General features: G+C 72.8%; 20 protein-coding genes and 1 pseudogene. 11 read left to right on the top strand and 10 right to left on the bottom strand.

The window, feature by feature from the left end; all coding sequences use genetic code 11:
- The first annotated feature begins 98 nt into the window (after positions 1 to 98).
- Both ABD317_RS07070 and ABD317_RS07065 read left to right on the top strand, forming a co-directional pair.
- Positions 99 to 998 carry an endonuclease/exonuclease/phosphatase family protein gene (locus tag ABD317_RS07070; protein ID WP_344288915.1) on the top strand — a complete coding sequence of 300 codons (900 nt, stop codon included), beginning with the start codon at positions 99 to 101 and terminating at the stop codon, positions 996 to 998.
- A gap of 214 nt (positions 999 to 1212) precedes the next feature.
- Positions 1213 to 3072 carry a glycoside hydrolase family 3 protein gene (locus tag ABD317_RS07065; RefSeq protein WP_344288913.1) on the top strand — a complete coding sequence of 620 codons (1860 nt, stop codon included), beginning with the start codon at positions 1213 to 1215 and terminating at the stop codon, positions 3070 to 3072.
- Here ABD317_RS07065 and ABD317_RS07060 read toward each other — a convergent pair.
- Positions 3062 to 3274: a hypothetical protein gene (locus ABD317_RS07060; RefSeq protein WP_344288911.1), complete on the bottom strand. Its 213-nt coding sequence runs from the start codon at positions 3272 to 3274 to the stop codon at positions 3062 to 3064. The two genes, ABD317_RS07065 and ABD317_RS07060, sit on opposite strands and share 11 nt — an antisense overlap.
- Before the next feature lie 172 nt (positions 3275 to 3446).
- Between ABD317_RS07060 and ABD317_RS07055 the strand changes: the two genes are divergently transcribed.
- On the top strand, positions 3447 to 4004 hold the full coding sequence (locus tag ABD317_RS07055) for an RDD family protein (RefSeq protein ID WP_344288910.1): 558 nt from the start codon (positions 3447 to 3449) through the stop codon (positions 4002 to 4004).
- Between the two features lie 108 nt (positions 4005 to 4112).
- Here the strand turns inward: ABD317_RS07055 and ABD317_RS07050 are convergent, their stop codons facing one another.
- The gene (locus ABD317_RS07050) at positions 4113 to 4400 is read right to left on the bottom strand and encodes a hypothetical protein (RefSeq protein ID WP_027754320.1); all 288 of its coding nucleotides are present in this window, start codon (positions 4398 to 4400) and stop codon (positions 4113 to 4115) included.
- Positions 4401 to 4920: 520 nt separating this feature from the next.
- Between ABD317_RS07050 and ABD317_RS07045 the strand changes: the two genes are divergently transcribed.
- The 3 genes and pseudogenes from ABD317_RS07045 to ABD317_RS07035 all read left to right on the top strand — a co-directional run bounded on the left by ABD317_RS07045 (position 4921) and on the right by ABD317_RS07035 (position 7842).
- On the top strand, positions 4921 to 6144 hold the full coding sequence (locus tag ABD317_RS07045) for an RNA-guided endonuclease InsQ/TnpB family protein (protein ID WP_344288908.1): 1224 nt from the start codon (positions 4921 to 4923) through the stop codon (positions 6142 to 6144).
- A 60-nt stretch (positions 6145 to 6204) separates the two neighbouring features.
- A pseudogene (locus ABD317_RS07040) lies at positions 6205 to 7425 on the top strand (immune inhibitor A domain-containing protein); the annotation flags it as partial.
- A gap of 114 nt (positions 7426 to 7539) precedes the next feature.
- The gene (locus ABD317_RS07035; protein ID WP_344288906.1) at positions 7540 to 7842 is read left to right on the top strand and encodes a hypothetical protein; all 303 of its coding nucleotides are present in this window, start codon (positions 7540 to 7542) and stop codon (positions 7840 to 7842) included.
- 98 nt (positions 7843 to 7940) lie between these two features.
- On the opposite strand, the gene ABD317_RS07030 is transcribed toward ABD317_RS07035, so the two are convergent.
- Both ABD317_RS07030 and ABD317_RS07025 read right to left on the bottom strand, forming a co-directional pair.
- On the bottom strand, positions 7941 to 8528 hold the full coding sequence (locus ABD317_RS07030; protein ID WP_027754317.1) for an isochorismatase family protein: 588 nt from the start codon (positions 8526 to 8528) through the stop codon (positions 7941 to 7943).
- Between the two features lie 93 nt (positions 8529 to 8621).
- On the bottom strand, positions 8622 to 9944 hold the full coding sequence (locus ABD317_RS07025) for a nicotinate phosphoribosyltransferase (RefSeq protein ID WP_344288904.1): 1323 nt from the start codon (positions 9942 to 9944) through the stop codon (positions 8622 to 8624).
- Between the two features lie 80 nt (positions 9945 to 10024).
- Between ABD317_RS07025 and clpS the strand changes: the two genes are divergently transcribed.
- From clpS to ABD317_RS07010, 3 genes are all read left to right on the top strand, one after another.
- Positions 10025 to 10390 (top strand): ATP-dependent Clp protease adapter ClpS, encoded by a 366-nt coding sequence (gene clpS / locus ABD317_RS07020; RefSeq protein WP_199789009.1) that lies wholly within the window; start codon positions 10025 to 10027, stop codon positions 10388 to 10390.
- A complete protein-coding gene (locus ABD317_RS07015) occupies positions 10390 to 10995 on the top strand; it encodes a DUF2017 domain-containing protein (RefSeq protein WP_344288902.1) in 606 nt (201 codons plus the stop codon). The genes clpS and ABD317_RS07015 overlap by 1 nt, the downstream gene beginning before the upstream one ends.
- A gap of 73 nt (positions 10996 to 11068) precedes the next feature.
- On the top strand, positions 11069 to 12505 hold the full coding sequence (locus ABD317_RS07010; RefSeq protein ID WP_344288900.1) for an amino acid permease: 1437 nt from the start codon (positions 11069 to 11071) through the stop codon (positions 12503 to 12505).
- A 143-nt stretch (positions 12506 to 12648) separates the two neighbouring features.
- Here ABD317_RS07010 and ABD317_RS07005 read toward each other — a convergent pair whose 3' ends face one another.
- From ABD317_RS07005 to ABD317_RS06985, 5 genes are all read right to left on the bottom strand, one after another.
- A complete protein-coding gene (locus ABD317_RS07005) occupies positions 12649 to 13599 on the bottom strand; it encodes a PLP-dependent cysteine synthase family protein (RefSeq protein WP_344288898.1) in 951 nt (316 codons plus the stop codon).
- A complete protein-coding gene (locus tag ABD317_RS07000; protein ID WP_027754311.1) occupies positions 13599 to 13907 on the bottom strand; it encodes a MoaD/ThiS family protein in 309 nt (102 codons plus the stop codon). The genes ABD317_RS07005 and ABD317_RS07000 overlap by 1 nt, the downstream gene beginning before the upstream one ends.
- A gap of 131 nt (positions 13908 to 14038) precedes the next feature.
- Positions 14039 to 14182: a putative leader peptide gene (locus tag ABD317_RS06995; RefSeq protein WP_344288896.1), complete on the bottom strand. Its 144-nt coding sequence runs from the start codon at positions 14180 to 14182 to the stop codon at positions 14039 to 14041.
- 57 nt (positions 14183 to 14239) lie between these two features.
- Positions 14240 to 14692, bottom strand: coding sequence for a M67 family metallopeptidase (locus ABD317_RS06990; RefSeq protein WP_344288894.1), 453 nt, complete (start codon positions 14690 to 14692; stop codon positions 14240 to 14242).
- A 98-nt stretch (positions 14693 to 14790) separates the two neighbouring features.
- The gene (locus ABD317_RS06985; protein ID WP_344288892.1) at positions 14791 to 15021 is read right to left on the bottom strand and encodes a hypothetical protein; all 231 of its coding nucleotides are present in this window, start codon (positions 15019 to 15021) and stop codon (positions 14791 to 14793) included.
- 202 nt (positions 15022 to 15223) lie between these two features.
- Between ABD317_RS06985 and ABD317_RS06980 the strand changes: the two genes are divergently transcribed.
- A complete protein-coding gene (locus ABD317_RS06980) occupies positions 15224 to 15976 on the top strand; it encodes an MBL fold metallo-hydrolase (protein WP_344288890.1) in 753 nt (250 codons plus the stop codon).
- Positions 15977 to 16074: 98 nt separating this feature from the next.
- Here the strand turns inward: ABD317_RS06980 and ABD317_RS06975 are convergent, their stop codons facing one another.
- On the bottom strand, positions 16075 to 17328 hold the full coding sequence (locus tag ABD317_RS06975) for a PTS transporter subunit EIIC (protein ID WP_344288888.1): 1254 nt from the start codon (positions 17326 to 17328) through the stop codon (positions 16075 to 16077).
- Between the two features lie 218 nt (positions 17329 to 17546).
- Here ABD317_RS06975 and ABD317_RS06970 point away from each other — a divergent pair, with 218 nt between their 5' ends.
- Positions 17547 to 17780 carry a PTS sugar transporter subunit IIB gene (locus ABD317_RS06970; RefSeq protein WP_344288886.1) on the top strand — a complete coding sequence of 78 codons (234 nt, stop codon included), beginning with the start codon at positions 17547 to 17549 and terminating at the stop codon, positions 17778 to 17780.
- Positions 17781 to 18058: the final 278 nt, after the last annotated feature.

Below are 18058 nucleotides of genomic sequence, written 5' to 3'. Positions count from 1 at the left end.
GCGACCGCCGCCCGGCGGGCCTCCGCACCCGCCTCGCCGCCGGCCCGCGCGGCGCGGCCCGCGCCCTCCGCGGCCCCGCACCCTGGCGGCGCGGCCTCGTGCTCGCGGCGCTGGCGCTGCTGCTCGGCCTGCTCATGATGCTGCACGCGCAGATCCCGAACCGGGCCGGGAACGCCGGCAGCCTGGTGGAGACCTTCCTGCCGTGGTTCGGCGCCTTCGTCGTGCCGCTGCTCGCCGGGGCGCTGTGGCGCCGCTCGGCGACCGCGGTGGTCGCGCTGGTGCTGCCGGTCACGGTGTGGCTGAGCCTCTTCGGCGGGCTGCTGGCCGACAAGTCCCGGCCGGGCAGCGACCTCACGGTGGCCGGCCACAACGTCGGCGCCGCCAACCCCGACCCGGCCGGCACCGCCCGCGAGCTGGCCGCCTCCGGCGCGGACGTGCTGGCGCTGCAGGAGGTGCCCCCGGCGGCCCGGCCGGTGTACGAGGCGGAGCTGGCGAAGACGTACCCGTACCACACCGTGCGGGGCACGGTCGGGCTGTGGAGCAGGCTGCCGCTGTCGGACACGCGCACGGTCGACATCGCGATGTACCCGTCCCGTGCGCTGCGCACCACGGTGGCCACCGGCCGCGGGACGCTCGCGGTGTACGTGGCCCACCTGGGGTCCGTACGCGTCAACCCCCGGGCGGGGCTGTCGACCGGGCAGCGCGACGCGGGCGCGCGGGCGCTCGCCGGGGCCGTCGCCGCCGAGCCGGCCGAGCGGGTCGTGGTGCTCGGCGATCTGAACGGCACCATGGACGACCGTGCGTTCGACGGTCTCACCGGACAGCTGTGCTCGGTCCAGGAGGCGGCCGGGAACGGCTTCGGCTTCACCTGGCCGGCCGGCTTCCCGGTGGCGCGGATCGACCAGATCCTCGTACGCGGCGTGGAGCCGAGGAGCGCCCGGGTGCTGCCGGCGACGGACAGCGACCACCTTCCGGTGGCCGCCGGCATCAGCTGGTGAACCGGGCGCGCGGGACCCCGTCCGCGGGGCGGGCGGGAGCCGTGTGCCGTGGCAGGAAGGCGGCACCGCCCGCGCAGACGTATTGACGTGTCCCCGCGCCGTTGCCAGACTCCGCGGCCGAGTTCTCCTCGGCGGCCTCCACTGGGGGAGCAGCCCCGTCGGCCGGCCACCGATGCCCACGCAGCACACCCGACGGCTGAGGAGTGTTCTCATCATGCGGTTCACGCGGTCAACCACCACGCGCAGACGGGCCGTCACCGGCCTGCTCGGCACCGCGGCGGCGCTCGGCGCCGGCGCGTCCGCCACCGGCCCCGCCGTCGCCCGCTCCGGCGGCGGGGCCGGTTCCGGTTCGCCCGCCCGGCTGCTGGCCAGGGCGCTGGCCCGCCGGATGTCCCTGACGGAGAAGGTCGGCCAGCTCTTCGTGGTCGAGGTCGCCGGCCAGGACGCGGACGACGTCACCGACGCCGCCGCGGCCGTCAACGAGCGGCGCTACGGCGTCCGCACCCCGGCCGAGGTCGTACGCAAGTACCGCCCCGGCGCCGTCATCTACTTCAGCGGCCGCGGCGACGACAACCTCCGCGACCCCGGCCAGATCGCCCGGCTCTCCAACGGCCTGCAGCGCGCCTCGCTGGCACAGGCCCGCGGCGTTCCGCTGATCATCTCCACCGACCAGGAGAGCGGCCTCGTGCGCCGGCTGCCCGTCCCGCCGGCCACCGAGCTGCCCGGCAGCATGGCGCTGGGCGCCACGTACGCCGCCGCCGACGTCCACCGCGCCGCCGAGATCACCGGGCGCGAGCTGGCCGCGCTGGGCATCAACCAGAACTACGCGCCCGTCGCCGACGTCAACGTCAACCCCGACAACCCCGTCATCGGCCTGCGCTCCTACGGCGCCGACCCGCGGCAGGTCGCCCGCATGGTCGCGGCGGCCGTACGCGGGCACCGCCGCGGCGGCGTCGCCTCCGCCGCCAAGCACTTCCCCGGCCACGGCGACACGGGCGAGGACAGCCACTTCCGGCTGCCGCGCATCGAGCACACGCTGGCGCAGCTCCACGAGCTGGACCTGCCGCCGTTCCGGGCCGCGATCGCCGCGGGCCTGGAAACCGTGATGACCGCGCACATCCTCGTCCCGGCCCTCGACGAGGGCGTGCCCGCCACCATGTCGCACCGCATCCTGACCGGGCTGCTCCGCGAGGAGCTGGGCTTCGAAGGACTGATCGTCACGGACGCGCTGGACATGCGCGGCGCCACGTCCCAGTACCCGCCGGACCGGGCGCCGGTGGCGGCGTTCGCGGCGGGCGCGGACATGCTGGTGCTGCCGCCCGAGACGGACGTCGCGTACGCGGCGGTGCTCGCGGCCGTGCGCGGCGGGGAGATCAGCGGGCGGCGGCTGGAGGAGTCGGTGGTGCGCATCCTGGCCCGCAAGATCGAGGAGGGGCTGTTCTTCGGCCCGTTCGTCAGCGAGCGCCGGGCGGAGCAGGTCGTCGGGAACGCCGGGCACCTCGCGGACGCGCGGGCGGTCACCGGGCGGGCGGTGACGCTGGTCAAGAACGACGCGGGGCTGCTGCCGCTGGCCGCGGGGGCGCGGCGGGTGCTGGTCGCCGGGTGGCAGACGTCGTCGTCGCCGGCGCTGGACCGGCTGGCGCGGGCCGTCGGCGCGCGGAGCGGGCAGACCGCGACGGTGCTGGCGACCGGCGGCACGCCGTCGCCGGCGGTGATCGACGCGGCCGTGGCCGCGGCGCGGGCGCACGACCTGGTGCTGGTCGGCACCCACGCGGCGGCCGGCGGGGCGCCGGCGGCGGAGCGGGGCGCCGCGCAGGCGGCGCTGGTGCGGGAGCTGCTGGCGGCGGGGACGCCGGTCGTGGTGGTGGCGGTACGGAATCCGTACGACCTGCGGCGGTTCCCGGAGGCGCCGGCGTACCTGTGCACGTACGGCACGGGCGCGGGGGTGCTGACCCGCGCGGTCGACGCGCTCTACGGCGACCTGCGCCCGACGGGGCGGCTGCCGGTGGCGATCCCGGAGCCGGGGGCGACGGGCTCGGACCTGTACCCGACGGGACACGGCCTCACGTACTGAGCGGGCGGGCCGGCCGGGGTGCGGCGGCGGCCTGCGGGTCGTAGGCGCCGGGCCCGGGGGCCTCGTACGGGCCGGAGAGCGGCTGGATGAGCTGGGTGTCGTCGGCGTCGCCCGCGGGGCCCGGCGGCGGTGCGGCGCCGACCGGGGGTATGAGCTGGGTCGCGGCCCCGTCGTCCGCCGGGCCGGGCGCCGTCCCGCCCACGGGCCCGGACGCCACCTCGTCGTCGGGTCCCGGCGCCGTCCCGCCTCCCGGTCCGGGCGCCACATCGTCCGGTGCGGGCGGCACCCGGCCCGACGGCCCCGGCTCCCCCTCGGGCGGCTCCCCCTACGACCGGCCCTCCGGCGGCTCCCCGTACGACCAGCCCCCCGGCGCGATGCCCCCGCCCCCGCCCACGTACGGCGGCGGCGACACGGGCGGCGCCGGCTACGGCGGCGCCGCGTACGGCGCCCCCGATCCGCGGCTCGCCGGGATGCCGCCGCTCGCCGGCCTCGGCCGCCGGCTGCTGGCGCGCATCATCGACGCGCTGGTGGTCTACATCCCGGTGTCGGTCTTCCTCACCCTCATCGGCCGCATCGACGACTTCGGCGACTCCGACGCCACCGGCTCCCAGTACGGCTGGGGCCTGTTCGGCATGCTCGTCTACCTGGTGTACGAGGGCCTGATGCTCACCCGCAGCGGCCAGACCGTCGGCAAGAAGCTCATGGGCATCCGCGTCGGCATGCTGGAGAACGGTGCGGTCCCCGCCGGGAACCCGGGCTGGATCCGCGCCGCCGTCTACTCGCTGCCGCAGCTCGTGCCGTGCATCGGCACCCTGTTCTGGCTCTACAACGTGCTGTCCTGCACCTGGGACAAGCCGTACCGCCAGTGCGTGCACGACAAGGCGGCCAAGACCGTGGTGGTCTCCACCCAGGGGCAGCGCTTCACGCCGTGACGCGACCGGCGCACCGAAGCGGCCGGCGACCTGTCAGCAGGTCGCCGGCCGCCTCTGTCGGTCTCTCGGCCGTTCCCCCGTCGGCGCCCTCGCGGGCGCCGTACCGTCTCAGCGTTGCGCGGGCTGCGCGCCGACCGGTCGCCGGTCCGCCGCGGGTGCGGCGATTCCCTCGGGCCGCGGCACGACGACCGGCTCCGCCTCGACGGCGGTGGCGGCGCGGCTGGCGCGCGGCGAGGGGGCGGTCAGTGCGACGAGCACACCGAGCGCCAGGGCGATGACGCAGATCGCCACGAGGGCGATGGCTGCGCCGGCCTGCGTGAGCAACAGCATGGCTGCCGCTGAGGCGATGACTGTGGCCGACCCGTAGAGGAGTTGGGAGAGAGTCGGACGCGGCATGGCGGCCCCCCTGGTGGGCTCAGCATCGGTACGGACGGGTGAACGTGCCGAAGGGCGGCCCCGTGCATGCAGCCGCCCCCCACTACCCAAGGCGTTGCCCGCCCGGGAACGCAAGTAAGCGTGACCTTACCCACCGGGGGGGTGCACGAGGGGGCGCACGGTGTCATGCCGGGGTGGGGAACCGTGTCACCAGGGAGTCCGGCCCGTCCGGCCCAGCTGCTGAAACCCCGTAGCCCTCTGAGGTGTCCAAGTCAAGACTGTCATTTCTCTGTTCACTCCGGTCGAATGCTGGCACACCTATTCGTGCGGCGACGCGGGAGGGACAGCGCAAACGTGAACACCAGGCACAGAAAGTTGTCAAAAACTGCCGTTCCTCCATGCGCCTCACGTGGGCATCGGTGAACACTCTGTGGCGGAACCTGGTCACGAAGACCACGTGCACATGCTTCACGAAAGCACAGTGCCGACCAGTTCTGATCTCCTGCATATCGCCCATAACCACGTATGTAGCCTGGCTGTCATGCAGCTCCGGTACGTCTTCAGGCTGTACCCGGACTCCGGCCAGCAAAGGGCGTTGGCGAAGGCGTTCGGGTGCGCCCGCGTCGTGTTCAACGACGCGGTGCACGCCCGCGAGGACGCCCGAGCGGCCCGGCAGCCGTTCCCGAAGATCGGCGAGCTGTCCACCCGCCTGATCACCCGGGCGAAGCAGACGACTTCACGCTCCTGGCTGGGCGAGGTCTCCGCGGTCGTCCTGCAGCAGTCCCTGCGCGACGTCGAGACCGCATACCGCAACTTCTTCGCCTCCCTCAGGGGCACCCGCAAGGGCCCCAGGATCGGCGCGCCCCGCTTCAAGTCCCGCAAGGACGCCCGGCAGTCGATCCGGTTCACCGCCAACGCCCGCTGGCACCTCACCCACAGCGGCCGGCTGAACCTGCCGAAGATCGGCCCGGTGAAGGTGAAGTGGTCCCGTACCCTGCCCGCCACACCCACCTCGGTCACCGTCATCAAGGACGCGGCCGGCAGGTTCTTCGCCTCCTTCGTCATCGACACCGACCCCGCCGCCGACGCCGCCCGGATGCCCGACACCGACCAGACCATCGGCATCGACCTGGGGCTGACGCACTTCGCCGTCCTCTCCGACGGTACAAAGATCGACTCTCCCAGGTTCCTGCGCCGCGCGGAGAAGAAGCTGAAGAAGGCCCAGCGCGAGCTGTCCCGCAAACAGAAGGGATCCCGCAACCGCGGGAAGGCGCGACTCAAGGTCGCCCGCGCCCATGCACAAGTGACGGACGCCCGCCGTGAGTTCCACCACCGGCTCTCCACCCGGCTGATCTCCGAGAACCAAGCGATCGGCGTGGAGGACCTGGCGGTCAAAGGACTGGCGCGCACCAGGCTGGCGAAGAGTGTGCATGACGCGGGCTGGTCGCAGTTCGTGCACATGCTGGAGTACAAAGCGGCTCGGTACGGGCGGACCCTGGTGAAGATCGGCCGGTTCACACCGACCAGCCAGGTCTGCTCGCAGTGCGGGGCCAAGGACGGCCCGAAGCCCTTGCACATCCGGACCTGGACCTGTGGCGCCTGTGGTGCGGTCCATGACCGGGACCACAACGCCGCGAAGAACGTCAAAACGGCCGCCGGACTGGCGGTTACAGCCTGTGGAGCGCAGGTAAGACCAGGACTCGTCCCGGCACCGCGCGACGAAGCAGGAAGCCACGGATTCCCGTCCGAACCCCGTGCCGCGTAGCGGCACAGCAACGGAACGGAAGGCCAGAATCCTCGGGCTTCAGCCCGAGGAGCAAGTCAAATCGACCACTTCCAGCTGGTGCACGCCGGCGAGGACGAGTCCGCCGGCGGCGGCGTGCAGGGCGAGGACGCCATCGGCGACCTGCCCGGCGACATGACCGCCTGGGACAAGCTGCAGCTCGGCTGGCTGGACTACGAGACGGCCACGGCGGCGACGCGCTCGAAGCACACCCTCGGCCGCGCCGAGGAGCAGCGGCACGGCAGGCCGCAGGCGCTCATAGTGGAGCTGCCGGAGAAGGCCGTCACCACCACCGTCACCACGCCCGCCGAGGGCGCGATGCAGTGGTGGAGCGGCATGGGCGACGACCTGTCGAACACCCTGACGCGCACGGTCGACCTGACCGGCGCGTCCACCGCCTCGCTGGGCCTCAAGGGCTGGTGGGACATCGAGGAGAACTACGACTACCTCTACGCCGAGGTCTCCACGGACGGCGGGGCCAGCTTCACCCCGCTCGACGGCACCGCGAACGGCGCGCAGATCCCGCGCGACGGCGGCGACCGGCCGGCGCTGACCGGCGTCTCCGGCGAGTACCGCGACCTGGTGTACCCGCTGGACGCCTACGCGGGCCAGGAGGTCCAGCTGCGCTTCCGCTACCAGACCGACGGCGGGGTGGCGCAGAAGGGCTTCACCGCCGACGCGCTGTCGATCACGGCGGACGGCGAGGAGGTCTTCTCGCGCGTCGGCGAGTCCTTCACCAACGACTACCCGCAGTACTACATCGCCGAGAACCGGCAGTACGTGTCGTACGACAGGACGCTGCGGAGCGGCCCGTACAACTTCGGCTGGGTGACCGACAAGCCGGACTGGGTCGAGCACTTCCCGTACCAGAACGGCCTGGCGGTGTGGCTGTGGGACACCTCGCAGCTGGACAACAGCACCAGCGTGCACCCCGGCGAGGGCCTGGTGCTGCCGGTCGACGCGCACCCGGAGCCGGAGAGGTGGGCCGACGGCTCGGTGATGCGCAACCGCATCCAGACCTACGACGCCACCTTCAGCACCAAGCGGACCGACGGCTTCACCCTGCACCGGGACGGGGCGGCGGCAAAGATCCGGCCGAAGAGGGGGGTCTCGGTCTTCGACGACCACAAGGGGACGTACTGGAACGAGGAGAACCCGGGCGGCAGCGTGCAGGTGCCCGACACCAACACGAGGATCGCCATCGTCAAGGAGCCCGGCCATGGCCGGACCATGACAGTCCGGGTGGGGCCCTCCGTCCGGTGATCCGGTAAAGCCGCAGGTCAGAGACGTATCGGCCGCTGCCCCTGGCGGGGCGGCGGCCGATCGCGTAAAGATGGCGTGAGCATCTGGCCGACGAGACGTCACCCGAGGAGCGCCATGGGCGGAGGATTCACCAGGCTGCCGGACGGCAGCATGGTCGTCGCCGTCGGGCTGCCGGCTCCCGTGGGGGGCCGGCGGATACGTGTGCTCGTCCACGCCGGGAACCGCGCCCGCGCCCTGACCCGGCTGCGCAACCTCGGCCTGCGCTCCGTCTACCTCCGCGGCAACGCGCACCCGCCCACGCCCGACGAGGTGACCGCCGTGCTCTGCCACCCCGACGGCCTGGTCTGGCGCGGCTCGCTCGACGACGAGACGGAGTCCTGGCACCCGATCGGCGCCCTCCTCCGCCTGGCGACGTAGACCGCGCGGGCCGGGTACGCGAGCCGGGCACGGCCGGGCGGCGCCGCGGGCCCGCGGGCCGCGTACGCGCGCCCAGGGCCCCGCACGGGGCCGCGGCGTCAGCCGACGACCGGCTTGCCCGTCAGCTCCACACCCGCCTCCGCCAGCTCACCCAGCGCCGTGTGCGTGCTGTCCTCGGCCACCCCGGCCGTCAGGTCCAGCAGCACCTGCGTGCGGAAGCCCGCCGCCGCCGCGTCCAGCGCCGTCGCCTTCACGCAGTGGTCGGTGGCGATGCCCACGACGTCGACCTCCGTGACCTCCCGGGCGCGCAGCCAGTCCGCCAGCGGCATCCCGTTCTCGTCCGCGCCCTGGAAGCCGCTGTACGCGGCCGCGTACGCGCCCTTGTCGAAGACCGCGGAGATCGCGCCGGAGGCGACGGCCGGCGCGAAGTTCGGGTGGAACCCGACGCCCTCCGTGCCGGCGACGCAGTGCCGCGGCCAGGAGTGGACGAAGTCGGGGTGGGCGGAGAAGTGGTCGCCCGGCTCGATGTGGTGGTCGCGGGTGGCGACGACGTGCTGGTAGCCCGCGGTGGACCGGCCGATCAGGTCGGTGATCGCGGCGGCGACGTCCGCGCCGCCGGTCACCCCCATGCTGCCGCCCTCGCAGAAGTCGTTCTGCACGTCAACGACGATCAGTGCCCGATGCATGGTGCGATGCCCTTCGTGAGTCGGCGTCGGAAGGACGGAGCGCTGGGGAACGAAGCGCTGCGCGTCCCGGTTCTCTGCCCGCTGTCCCGGGGGTCATACGTACTCCGTCGGCAGGACCGGCTCGCCCCTGGAGAGCTGGGTGGCGGACAGCGGCAGCCCGTCCCGGGCCTCGACGTGCCGCGCCCTGGCGTCGTCCATCGGCTCCCGCCCCACGACCTCGCCGCCGCGCACCAGCGGCACCAGCAGCTCCCGGCCCGCCAGCTCCGCGGGCACCGCCCCGGTGCCGACGACCTCGGCCTCCGCCACGCCGTCCGCGTCGAGCCGCCGGGCCGCCCACTTCCGCCCGCCGACCGACGTCTTCCCGCCCTGGGCCTTCTTCGCCACCGGCACCAGCGGCGCGTCCGGGCCGCCTGCGGCGGCGCGGGCCACCAGCTTGTAGACCATCGAGCACGTCGGGTGCCCGCTGCCGGTGACCAGCCGGGTGCCGACGCCGTACGCGTCGACCGGCGCGGCGGCGAGCGAGGCGATGGCGTACTCGTCGAGGTCGCTGGTGACGATGATCCGGGTCCGGTCCGCGCCCAGCTCGTCGAGCTGCTGGCGGACCCGGTGCGCGACCAGCAGCAGGTCGCCGGAGTCGATGCGCACGGCGCCCAGCTCCGGCCCCGCGACCGCCACGGCGGTGCGGACCGCGGCGGCCACGTCGTACGTGTCGACCAGCAGCGTCGTCCCCGTGCCCATGGACTCCACCTGGGCGGTGAAGGCGTCCCGCTCGCTGTCGTGCAGCAGCGTGAAGGCGTGCGCGGCGGTGCCCACGGTGGGGATCGCGTAGCGGAACCCGGCGGCCAGGTCGGAGGTGGAGGTGAAGCCGCCGACGTACGCGGCCCGGGACGCGGCCACCGCGGCCAGCTCGTGGGTGCGCCGGGCGCCCATCTCGATCAGCGGCCGGCCGCCGGCGGCGACGGCCATCCGGGAGGCCGCGGCGGCGATGGCGGAGTCGTGGTTGAGGATCGACAGCACCACCGTCTCCAGCAGCACGCACTCGGCGAAGGTGCCCTCGACCCGCAGCACCGGAGAGCCGGGGAAGTAGACCTCGCCCTCGGGGTAGCCCCAGATGTCGCCGGTGAAGCGGAAGTCCGCCAGCCAGTCGAGGGTCGGGGCGTCGACCACGTCGTGCGCGCGCAGGAAGGCCAGCACCTCGGGCTCGAAGCGGAAGCTCTCCAGCGCGTCCAGCACCCGGCCGGTGCCGGCCACGACGCCGTAGCGGCGGCCCTCGGGCAGCCGGCGGGTGAAGGTCTCGAAGACCGAGCGGCGCTCGGCGGTGCCGGCGTGCAGCGCGGCCTGGACCATGGTCAGCTCGTAGTGATCGGTGAAGAGGGCCGTCGAGGGGACGGTGACCGGCAGCTTCAGTTCCGACATGTGCTCGATCCTACGCCCATACTCGTCACTCTGACGATTTCCGGTGTCCGAATGGCTGCGGCACCGCCTGGGGTGGCAGCATGGGGGGCGTCAGGGCTGCGGTCGCAGCCGGAGCCAACGAGGAGTTGCCGCCAACCGTGAGCGTCGCACCCACGGAGATCGAGCGCCCGGAGACCGTCGAGTCCCAGTCACCCGCGGCGGTGCCTGAACCGGACGTCCCCTGGGTGACGATCGTCCACAACGACCCGGTGAACCTCATGAGCTACGTGACGTACGTCTTCCAGGCGTACTTCGGATATCCCAGGGAGAAGGCACGCAAGCTCATGATGGACGTACACACCAAGGGGAGGGCCATCGTCTCCAGCGGCACCCGCGAGGAGATGGAGCGGGACGTGCAGGCCATGCACGGCTACGGCCTGTGGGCCACCCTGGCCCAGGACCGCTGATGGCGGGGCAGTTCGAGGCGGTCCCGGGCGGCGGCGCCGCCGTCGCGCTGGACGAGCTGGAGATCTCCATCCTGCGCACCCTGACCGTGCAGCTGCTGGAGCTGATCGGCCCCGGCGACGCCCCCGCGGACGCCGAGCAGCCCGCCGACCCGCTGGACGCGCTCTTCGCCGAGGGCCCCAGCAAGCCGCCGGCCGACCCGGCGCTGGCGCGGCTCTTTCCGGACGCGTACGGCGAACCGGGCCAGGGCCCCGACGACGAGGAGCGGGCCCGCTCGGCGGAGTTCCGCCGCTACACCGAGCCCGACCTGCGGGAGAGCAAGCGCGAGAACGCCCTGGCCGTCGTCCGCGGGCTCGACTCGCTGGCCGTGCAGGGCGAGGGCGGCGCGGTGCTCAAGATCGGTCCGGAGGAGTCGCGGCAGTGGCTCGGGACGCTCAACGACCTGCGGCTGGCCATCGGCGCCCGGCTCGACATCCGGGACGACGACGACGGCGAGGTGCTGTTCCGGCTGCCGGACGAGGATGAGCGCAAGCCGATGGTGATGGCGTACCTGTGGCTGGGCGGGCTGCAGGAGACGCTGGTCGAGACGCTCATGCCAACGGACTAATCTGCACATAATCACCCTTTTCCCGTGGTAAGGCTCCAGTCCGGGGACCGCACGGGAAAGGGCGCAACTCCACATGACCACTGCGAAGCTCCCGGAGGGCGGCCGCGGGGCCCCGGCCGCCGACGAGGGCTACGAGCGCGGGCTGGGCAGCCGCCAGGTCCAGATGATCGCCATCGGCGGCGCCATCGGAGTGGGCCTCTTCCTCGGCGCCGGCAAGATCATCGAGAGGGCCGGCCCCAGCCTCGTCTTCATGTACGCGCTCGCCGGCCTCGTCATCTTCTTCATCATGCGGGCCCTGGGCGAACTGCTGCTCTACCGCCCGGTCTCGGGCAGCTTCGCCGAGTACGCGCGCGAGTTCCTCGGCCCGTACTTCGGCTACGTCACCGGCTGGACGTACTGGCTGATGTGGGCGGTCACCGGCATGACCGAGCTGACGGCCGCCGCCATCTACATCAACTACTGGTGGCCCGCCGTCCCGCAGTGGCTCAGCGCGCTGGGCTTCCTGCTGCTCCTCTTCGGCGTCAACCTGATCTCGGTGAAGATCTTCGGGGAGCTGGAGTTCTGGTTCTCGATGGTCAAGGTCACCGCGATCATCGGCATGATCGTCATCGGCGTCGGCGTGCTCACCCTCGGCTTCTCCGCGGCCGGTGACGCCGCCACCCCCGCCAACCTCTGGAGCCACGGCGGCTTCTTCCCGCACGGCGTCGGTGACAGCCTCATGACGCTGCAGGGTGTGATGTTCGCCTACCTCGCCGTCGAACTCGTCGGCGTCACCGCGGGCGAGAGCACGAACCCCGAGAAGACCCTGCCCAAGGCGATCAACACGCTGCCCTGGCGGATCGTCCTCTTCTACGTCGGCTCGCTGATCGTCATCCTGTCGGTGGTCCGGTGGACCGAGTTCAGCGCCGGCGTCAGCCCGTTCGTCGCGGCCTTCGGCAGGATCGGCATCCCGCTCGCGGCCGGCATCGTCAACTTCGTCGTGCTCACCGCGGCCCTGTCGTCGTGCAACTCCGGCATGTACTCCACCGGCCGCATGCTGCGCGCCCTGGCCGCCAACTCCGAGGCGCCGAAGGTCTTCGGCAGGCTCAGCGCCCGCCGGGTGCCGGCCGCGGGCATCGCGCTGTCGGTCGTGGTCATGTCGGTCGGCGTGGTGCTCAACTACCTCGTACCGGAGAAGGCGTTCGGGTACGTCATGTCCGTGGCCACCGCCGCCGGCATCTGGACCTGGGCGATGATCCTCGTCAGCCACATCCGCTTCCGCCGCCGGGTCGCCGCCGGCCGGCTGCCCGCCTCCTCGTTCCCCGCGCCCGGCGGGTCGGTGTGCAGCTGGCTCGCGCTGGCGTTCCTCGTCTTCGTCACCGTGCTCACGGCGCTGGACGCCGACGCCCGCGTCTCGCTGTACGTGGGCGCCTGCTGGGCCGTGCTGCTGTCGGCCGGCTGGGCGGTGAGCAGGCGCGGCGAGGCCCGCGGCGGCGGGCCGGCGCCGGAGTACGCCGCCGGGGCGCAGTAGGCCCGGTAGGCGCCGTAGGGCGCAGGAGGGTGCCGGGGCCGGGCCGCCGGAGGACGCGGCGGGGCGCCGGAGACGGTGCGTTCGGCGGGCGTCGCCGCCCGCCGAACGCACCGTACCGTGCGCTTCCGCGCTGCCGCCGGCCGCTAGGCCCAGAGCTGCCCGTGCAGCGCTTCGACGGCCTCTTCCGCGGTCGCGGCGGTGTAGATGCCCGTCGACAAGTACTTCCAGCCGCCGTCCGCGACGAGGAAGGCGATGTCGGCGCGCTCCCCGGCCCGTACCGCCTTGCGGCCCACGCCGATCGCGGCGTGCAGCGAGGCCCCGGTGGAGATGCCCGCGAAGATGCCCTCCTGGCGCAGCAGCTCGCGGGTGCGGGTGACCGCGTCCGCGGAGCCGACCGAGTAGCGGGTGGTGAGCACGGACTCGTCGTACAGCTCGGGGACGAAGCCCTCGTCGAGGTTGCGCAGCCCGTAGACGAGGTCGTCGTAGCGCGGCTCGGCGGCCACGATCTGCACGTCCGGGCGCTGCTCGCGCAGGAACCGGCCGGCGCCCATGAGCGTGCCCGTGGTGCCGAGGCCGGCCACGAAGTGCGTGATGGAGGGCAGGTCGGCCAGGATCTCCGGGCCGGTGGTGGCGTAGTGCGCGCCGGCGTTGTCCGGGTTGCCGTACTGGTAGAGCATCACCCAGTCCGGGTGCTCGGCGGCCAGCTCCTTGGCGACCCGTACGGCGGTGTTGGAGCCGCCGGCCGCCGGCGAGGAGATGATCTCCGCGCCCCACATGGCGAGCAGCTGGCGGCGCTCCTCGCTGGTGTTCTCCGGCATCACGCAGACGATGCGGTAGCCCTTGAGCCCGGCCGCCATGGCCAGCGAGATGCCGGTGTTGCCGGAGGTCGGCTCCAGGATCGTGCAGCCGGGGGTCAGCCGGCCGTCCTTCTCGGCCTGCTCGATCATGAACAGCGCCGGGCGGTCCTTCACCGAGCCGGTCGGGTTGCGGTCCTCCAGCTTCGCCCAGATCCGCACCTCCGGGGCGGGGGAGAGGCGCGGCAGGTGGACCAGGGGCGTGTTGCCGACGGCCGCGAGGGGGCTGTCGTAGCGCATCAGGCGCCGGCCCTGCGCTCCGTACGGGCGCCGTCGGAGCCGCCGGCGACGGCGGGCAGGATCGTCACGCTGTCGCCGTCGGCGAGCTTGGTGGTGATCCCGTCGAGGAAGCGGACGTCCTCGTCGTTGAGGTAGACGTTGACGAAGCGGCGCAGCTCACCGCCGTCGACCAGGCGCTCGCGGATACCGGTGTGGCGGGACTCCAGGTCGTCGAACAGCTCCGCCAGCGTGGTGCCGTCGCCCTGCACGGCCTTCTCGCCGTCGGTGTAGGTGCGGAGGATGGTCGGGATGCGGACCTCGATGGCCATTTCGGGGCTCCTGTGGGATGCGGGAGTCGGGCTGCGGGCGGGGCGCGGGCACGGTCGGCCGCGGCACCGCAGGGGGCGGGACGTACGGACGTACGCGGGCGGGTGTCGGACGCGGGCGCCGGACGCGGGCGTCAGGCGGTCGGGACGCGGCCGGCCGCGCGGGGCGGCGCGGCCGGACAGGCGGCGCTGGCGAGACGGCAGAGGTCGACGTGCAGACGGGCCACGAGCAGCACCTGCCGGCCCGGCGGTTTCCGGGTCACGTCCTCGTCAACCATGGGCTCATCGTATCGATTCCCCGTCCGCGTGCCGGATCCCCGTTTCACCATGCGGACTCAGCCCGCGGGGGTCTCGTCGTACGAGGTGACCACGGCCACGTCCTCCTCGGTGACCACACCGTCCACGATGCGGAACGAGCGGAAGGAGACGGGCCCTTCGCCGGCGCCGGACTCGGCGACGGAGACGAGGACGTAGTGCGCGCCGGGCTCCTGGGCCAGCTCGATGTCCGTGCGGGAGGGGTACGCCTCGGTCGCGGTGTGCGAGTGGTAGATCACCACCTGCTCCTCGTCCCGCTCGTCCAGCTCGCGGTCGAGCCAGTAGAGGTCCATCGAGTCGAACTGGTAGAACGTGGGCGAGCGGGCGGCGTTGAGCATGGGGATGAAGCGCTCGGGACGGCCGTCCGCGGGCGCCGGCGCCGGGCCCGCGACCACGCCGCACGCCTCGTCCGGGTAGTCCTTGCGGGCGTGCGCGACGATCTGCTCGTACAGCTCCTCCGTGATGGTCAGCATGGCCGCAAGGATGACACGGCCGCGGCGGACCCACCGCGTACGTCCCGCACGCTGAGACGGATCAGCTCAGATGTCAGTCGCGCTCCTGCGGGCCCGGCTCAGGTGCCGGTGCCGCTCCCGGTCCCGCTCCCGTCCCCGTTGCCGTCCGCGTCGGCGTCCGCGCCCCCGGATCCGTTCCCGCCCGGGGATCCGTTCTCGCCCGGCGTCTCGCCCGGCTCCGGCCCGTCCGGGCGCCGGTGCGCGCGGCGCACCCGCCCGAAGCTGTCGACCAGCCCGGCGATCACCGCCAGCACCACCACGGCCGCGACGGCCGGCCACCAGGTGTCCATAGGCCGATCCTAGGGCCAGCCGGCCGCCGTCCCGTGCCCGCGCCGCGGCACCGGCGGGCGCGGGCCGTACCCCCCGGCATCCTGGTGATTCCGCCCACAACCGGGATGGCCGGGGGACCGCTGCGGCCCGTCCCGGCTTACCCTCGGCAGAGCCGGCGGGGCATCGTCGCCCCGTCCCGACCGTGCCGGAGGTCCTTCCCCGATGAAGCTCACCGTCGTCGGTTGCTCGGGCTCGTTCCCGTCCGCGGAATCCGCGTGTTCGAGCTACCTGGTCGAGGCGGAGGGGTACGCGCTCCTGCTCGACATGGGCAACGGCGCGCTGGGGGCGCTGCAGCAGCACCGCGGACTGTACGACCTCGACGCCATCCTGCTGAGCCACCTCCACGCGGACCACTGCATCGACATGTGCGCCTACTTCGTCGCGCGCTACTACCGCCACGAGGGCGGCCCCGCCGAGGTGCTCCCCGTCTACGGCCCCAAGGGCACGGAGCAGCGGCTGACCACGGCGTACGCGGACACCCCTTCGGAGACGTCGATGAGCGAGGTCTTCGACTTCCGGGCGCTGGAGCGCGGCGCGTTCGAGATCGGCCCCTTCACGGTGCACGCGGACCGCGTCAGCCACCCGGTCGAGGCGTACGCCTTCCGCATCGAGCACGACGGCCGCAGCCTCGTCTACTCCGGCGACACCGGCCCCTGCGGCGCGCTGACGGAGCTGAGCGCCGCCGCCGACCTGCTGCTGTGCGAGGCGGCGTTCACGCACGGCCGCGAGGAGATCCCCGACCTGCACCTCAACGGCCGCGAGGCGGGCGAGGCCGCCGCGGCCGCGGGGGTGGGGCGGCTGGTGCTGACGCACATCCCGCCGTGGACGGACCCGCAGGTGAACCTGCGGGACGCCCGGGGCGCGTACGGGGGACCGGTGGAACTGGCGCGCGCGGGCGCGGTGTACGAGGTCTGACGGCCGGCGCCGCCGGGCGGCGGCGCCCGGGACCGCGCCGTACGGCCCCGGACCTCCCCGCGGTACGCCGGGCACTGCGCCGGGTACCGCGGCGGGCGCTACGCCTTGTACTGCGCCTTCTCCTCTTCCTCGATCTCCTCGTCGCTCTCCCGGCCCGGGGTGGGCAGGTTGAACCTGACGATGGCGAAGCGGAAGATCACGTAGTAGACCGCCCCGAAGCACAGCCCGACCAGCGCCAGCCCCCACGGGTTGGTCGCGATGCCGAGGTTGAGCAGGAAGTCGATCGCGCCGGCCGAGAAGCCGAAGCCGTCCTTCATCCCCAGTCCCCAGGTCAGCGCCATGGAGACGCCGGTGAGCACCGCGTGGATCGCGTACAGCACGGGCGCGATGAACATGAAGGTGAACTCGATCGGCTCGGTCACGCCGGTGATGAACGCGGTGAGCGCGATGGAGAACATCATCCCGCCGACGACCTTCTTACGGTCCGGCCGCGCGGTGTGGTACATCGCCAGGCAGGCCGCGGGCAGGGCGAACATCATGATCGGGAAGAAGCCGGTCATGAACTGCCCCGCCGTCGGGTCGCCGGCCAGGAAGCGGGCGATGTCGCCGTGCACGGTCTCGCCGGCGGAGTTCTCGTACGAACCGGTCTGGAACCAGGGGAACGAGTTCAGCAGGTGGTGCATGCCGACCGGGATCAGCGCCCGGTTGGCCACGCCGTAGATGCCCGCGCCCGCGGCGCCGGAGCCGACGAGCCACTCGCCGAAGTTGTGCAGGCCCGTGCCGAGGACCGGCCAGATGTAGCCGAAGAGGACGCCGAGGGCCAGCCCCGCGAACGAAGTGAGGATCGGCACCAGCCGCCGGCCGCCGAAGAAGCCGAGCCAGTCGGGCAGCTTGGTGCGGTGGTAGCGCTGGTAGAGCAGCGCCGCGACCAGGCCGATGACGACGCCGCCGAGGACGCCGGCGTCGACCGGGGCGTCGGTGTTGTCGTCGTGGAAGGTGCCGAGCACGTTGCTGAAGACGAGGTAGCCCACGACGGCGGCCAGCGCCGTCGAGCCGTCCGACTTCTTCGCGAAGCCGATGGCGATGCCGACGGCGAAGAGGATCGCCATGTTGTCGAGCAGCGCCCCGCCGCCCGCGGCCATGAACTCGCCGACCCGGTTGAAGAAGTCCGGCAGGGACTCCTTGCCCAGCATGTCGTCGGCGCCGAGGCGGGTGAGCAGCGCGGCGGCGGGCAGCGTCGCGATGGGCAGCATGAGGCTGCGGCCCAGCCGCTGCGCGTTGGCCATGATGCGGGACCCGCGGCCCCTCTTGCCGGCCTGGCCGGCGGCGGCCGGAGCGGAAGCCGTGGACATCCATTCCTCCATCGGAACGCAGGTGGTCTACACCTTTGAGTGGTGTAGACCTGTTCTAGCATGGTGAGCGAGGATAACGGAATATCGAGTTCCGTTCACATCGATGGCCCGGGGAGGGACGTCACACTTGATGACTCTTCGCCCGGTCCGTGCATCACGAGCGCTGACGCATACTGGAGTAGACCAGTGCCCGCATGAAAGAACCTGGAGCGTGTGGCATGCCCAGCAAGGCTGAGAAGATCGTCGCCGGCCTCGGCGGGATCGCGAACATCGAAGAGATCGAGGGCTGCATCACCCGCCTCCGCACGGAGGTCGCGGATCCGGCACTGGTCGACGACACGGCCCTGAAGGCCGCCGGCGCCCACGGCGTCGTCCACATGGGCACCGCGGTCCAGGTCGTCATCGGCACCGACGCGGACCCCCTGGCAGCCGAGATCGAGGACATGAGGTAACCGCCGGCACCGGCTCCGTAGGCCGGTACTCGCGTATCCCGCGCGGCGGGCGGAGGGAACGCGCCGCCTACGGCGGGGGAATCGGGCGTCACTTGCGGTAACCCCCTTCCCGAACCTGATGGAATCGTCCACCGGGGGCCGGGTTTTGCCTCGCGACGTGCACACAGCAGGCTCCTGATCGCCCCGAGGCGCGCGTGGCGCCCGAGGGGCGTTGCGGTCGGGCGCCGCAGGGCAAGAGCAGCTTGCGGGGCGGGCCGGATTGACACCGGACGACGAGG

Source organism: Streptomyces synnematoformans, assembly GCF_039531005.1.
GTDB classification, from domain to species: Bacteria; Actinomycetota; Actinomycetes; order Streptomycetales; family Streptomycetaceae; genus Streptomyces; species Streptomyces synnematoformans.
Note: the sequence above shows the minus strand (reverse complement) of the source record. Positions and strands in the feature narration are given on the sequence as shown.

Bases quoted from the DNA above. Each gene is read 5' to 3' on its own strand.
- ABD317_RS07065 (WP_344288913.1), top strand. From the start codon at position 1,213: ATGCGGTTCACGCGGTCAACCACCACGCGCAGACGGGCCGTCACCGGC.
- ABD317_RS07055 (WP_344288910.1), top strand. From the start codon at position 3,447: ATGCCCCCGCCCCCGCCCACGTACGGCGGCGGCGACACGGGCGGCGCC.
- ABD317_RS07050 (WP_027754320.1), bottom strand. From the start codon at position 4,400: ATGCCGCGTCCGACTCTCTCCCAACTCCTCTACGGGTCGGCCACAGTC.
- ABD317_RS07045 (WP_344288908.1), top strand. From the start codon at position 4,921: ATGCAGCTCCGGTACGTCTTCAGGCTGTACCCGGACTCCGGCCAGCAA.
- ABD317_RS07035 (WP_344288906.1), top strand. From the start codon at position 7,540: ATGGGCGGAGGATTCACCAGGCTGCCGGACGGCAGCATGGTCGTCGCC.
- ABD317_RS07030 (WP_027754317.1), bottom strand. From the start codon at position 8,528: ATGCATCGGGCACTGATCGTCGTTGACGTGCAGAACGACTTCTGCGAG.
- ABD317_RS07025 (WP_344288904.1), bottom strand. From the start codon at position 9,944: ATGTCGGAACTGAAGCTGCCGGTCACCGTCCCCTCGACGGCCCTCTTC.
- clpS (WP_199789009.1), top strand. From the start codon at position 10,025: ATGGGGGGCGTCAGGGCTGCGGTCGCAGCCGGAGCCAACGAGGAGTTG.
- ABD317_RS07015 (WP_344288902.1), top strand. From the start codon at position 10,390: ATGGCGGGGCAGTTCGAGGCGGTCCCGGGCGGCGGCGCCGCCGTCGCG.
- ABD317_RS07010 (WP_344288900.1), top strand. From the start codon at position 11,069: ATGACCACTGCGAAGCTCCCGGAGGGCGGCCGCGGGGCCCCGGCCGCC.
- ABD317_RS07005 (WP_344288898.1), bottom strand. From the start codon at position 13,599: ATGCGCTACGACAGCCCCCTCGCGGCCGTCGGCAACACGCCCCTGGTC.
- ABD317_RS07000 (WP_027754311.1), bottom strand. From the start codon at position 13,907: ATGGCCATCGAGGTCCGCATCCCGACCATCCTCCGCACCTACACCGAC.
- ABD317_RS06995 (WP_344288896.1), bottom strand. From the start codon at position 14,182: ATGGTTGACGAGGACGTGACCCGGAAACCGCCGGGCCGGCAGGTGCTG.
- ABD317_RS06990 (WP_344288894.1), bottom strand. From the start codon at position 14,692: ATGCTGACCATCACGGAGGAGCTGTACGAGCAGATCGTCGCGCACGCC.
- ABD317_RS06985 (WP_344288892.1), bottom strand. From the start codon at position 15,021: ATGGACACCTGGTGGCCGGCCGTCGCGGCCGTGGTGGTGCTGGCGGTG.
- ABD317_RS06980 (WP_344288890.1), top strand. From the start codon at position 15,224: ATGAAGCTCACCGTCGTCGGTTGCTCGGGCTCGTTCCCGTCCGCGGAA.
- ABD317_RS06975 (WP_344288888.1), bottom strand. From the start codon at position 17,328: ATGTCCACGGCTTCCGCTCCGGCCGCCGCCGGCCAGGCCGGCAAGAGG.
- ABD317_RS06970 (WP_344288886.1), top strand. From the start codon at position 17,547: ATGCCCAGCAAGGCTGAGAAGATCGTCGCCGGCCTCGGCGGGATCGCG.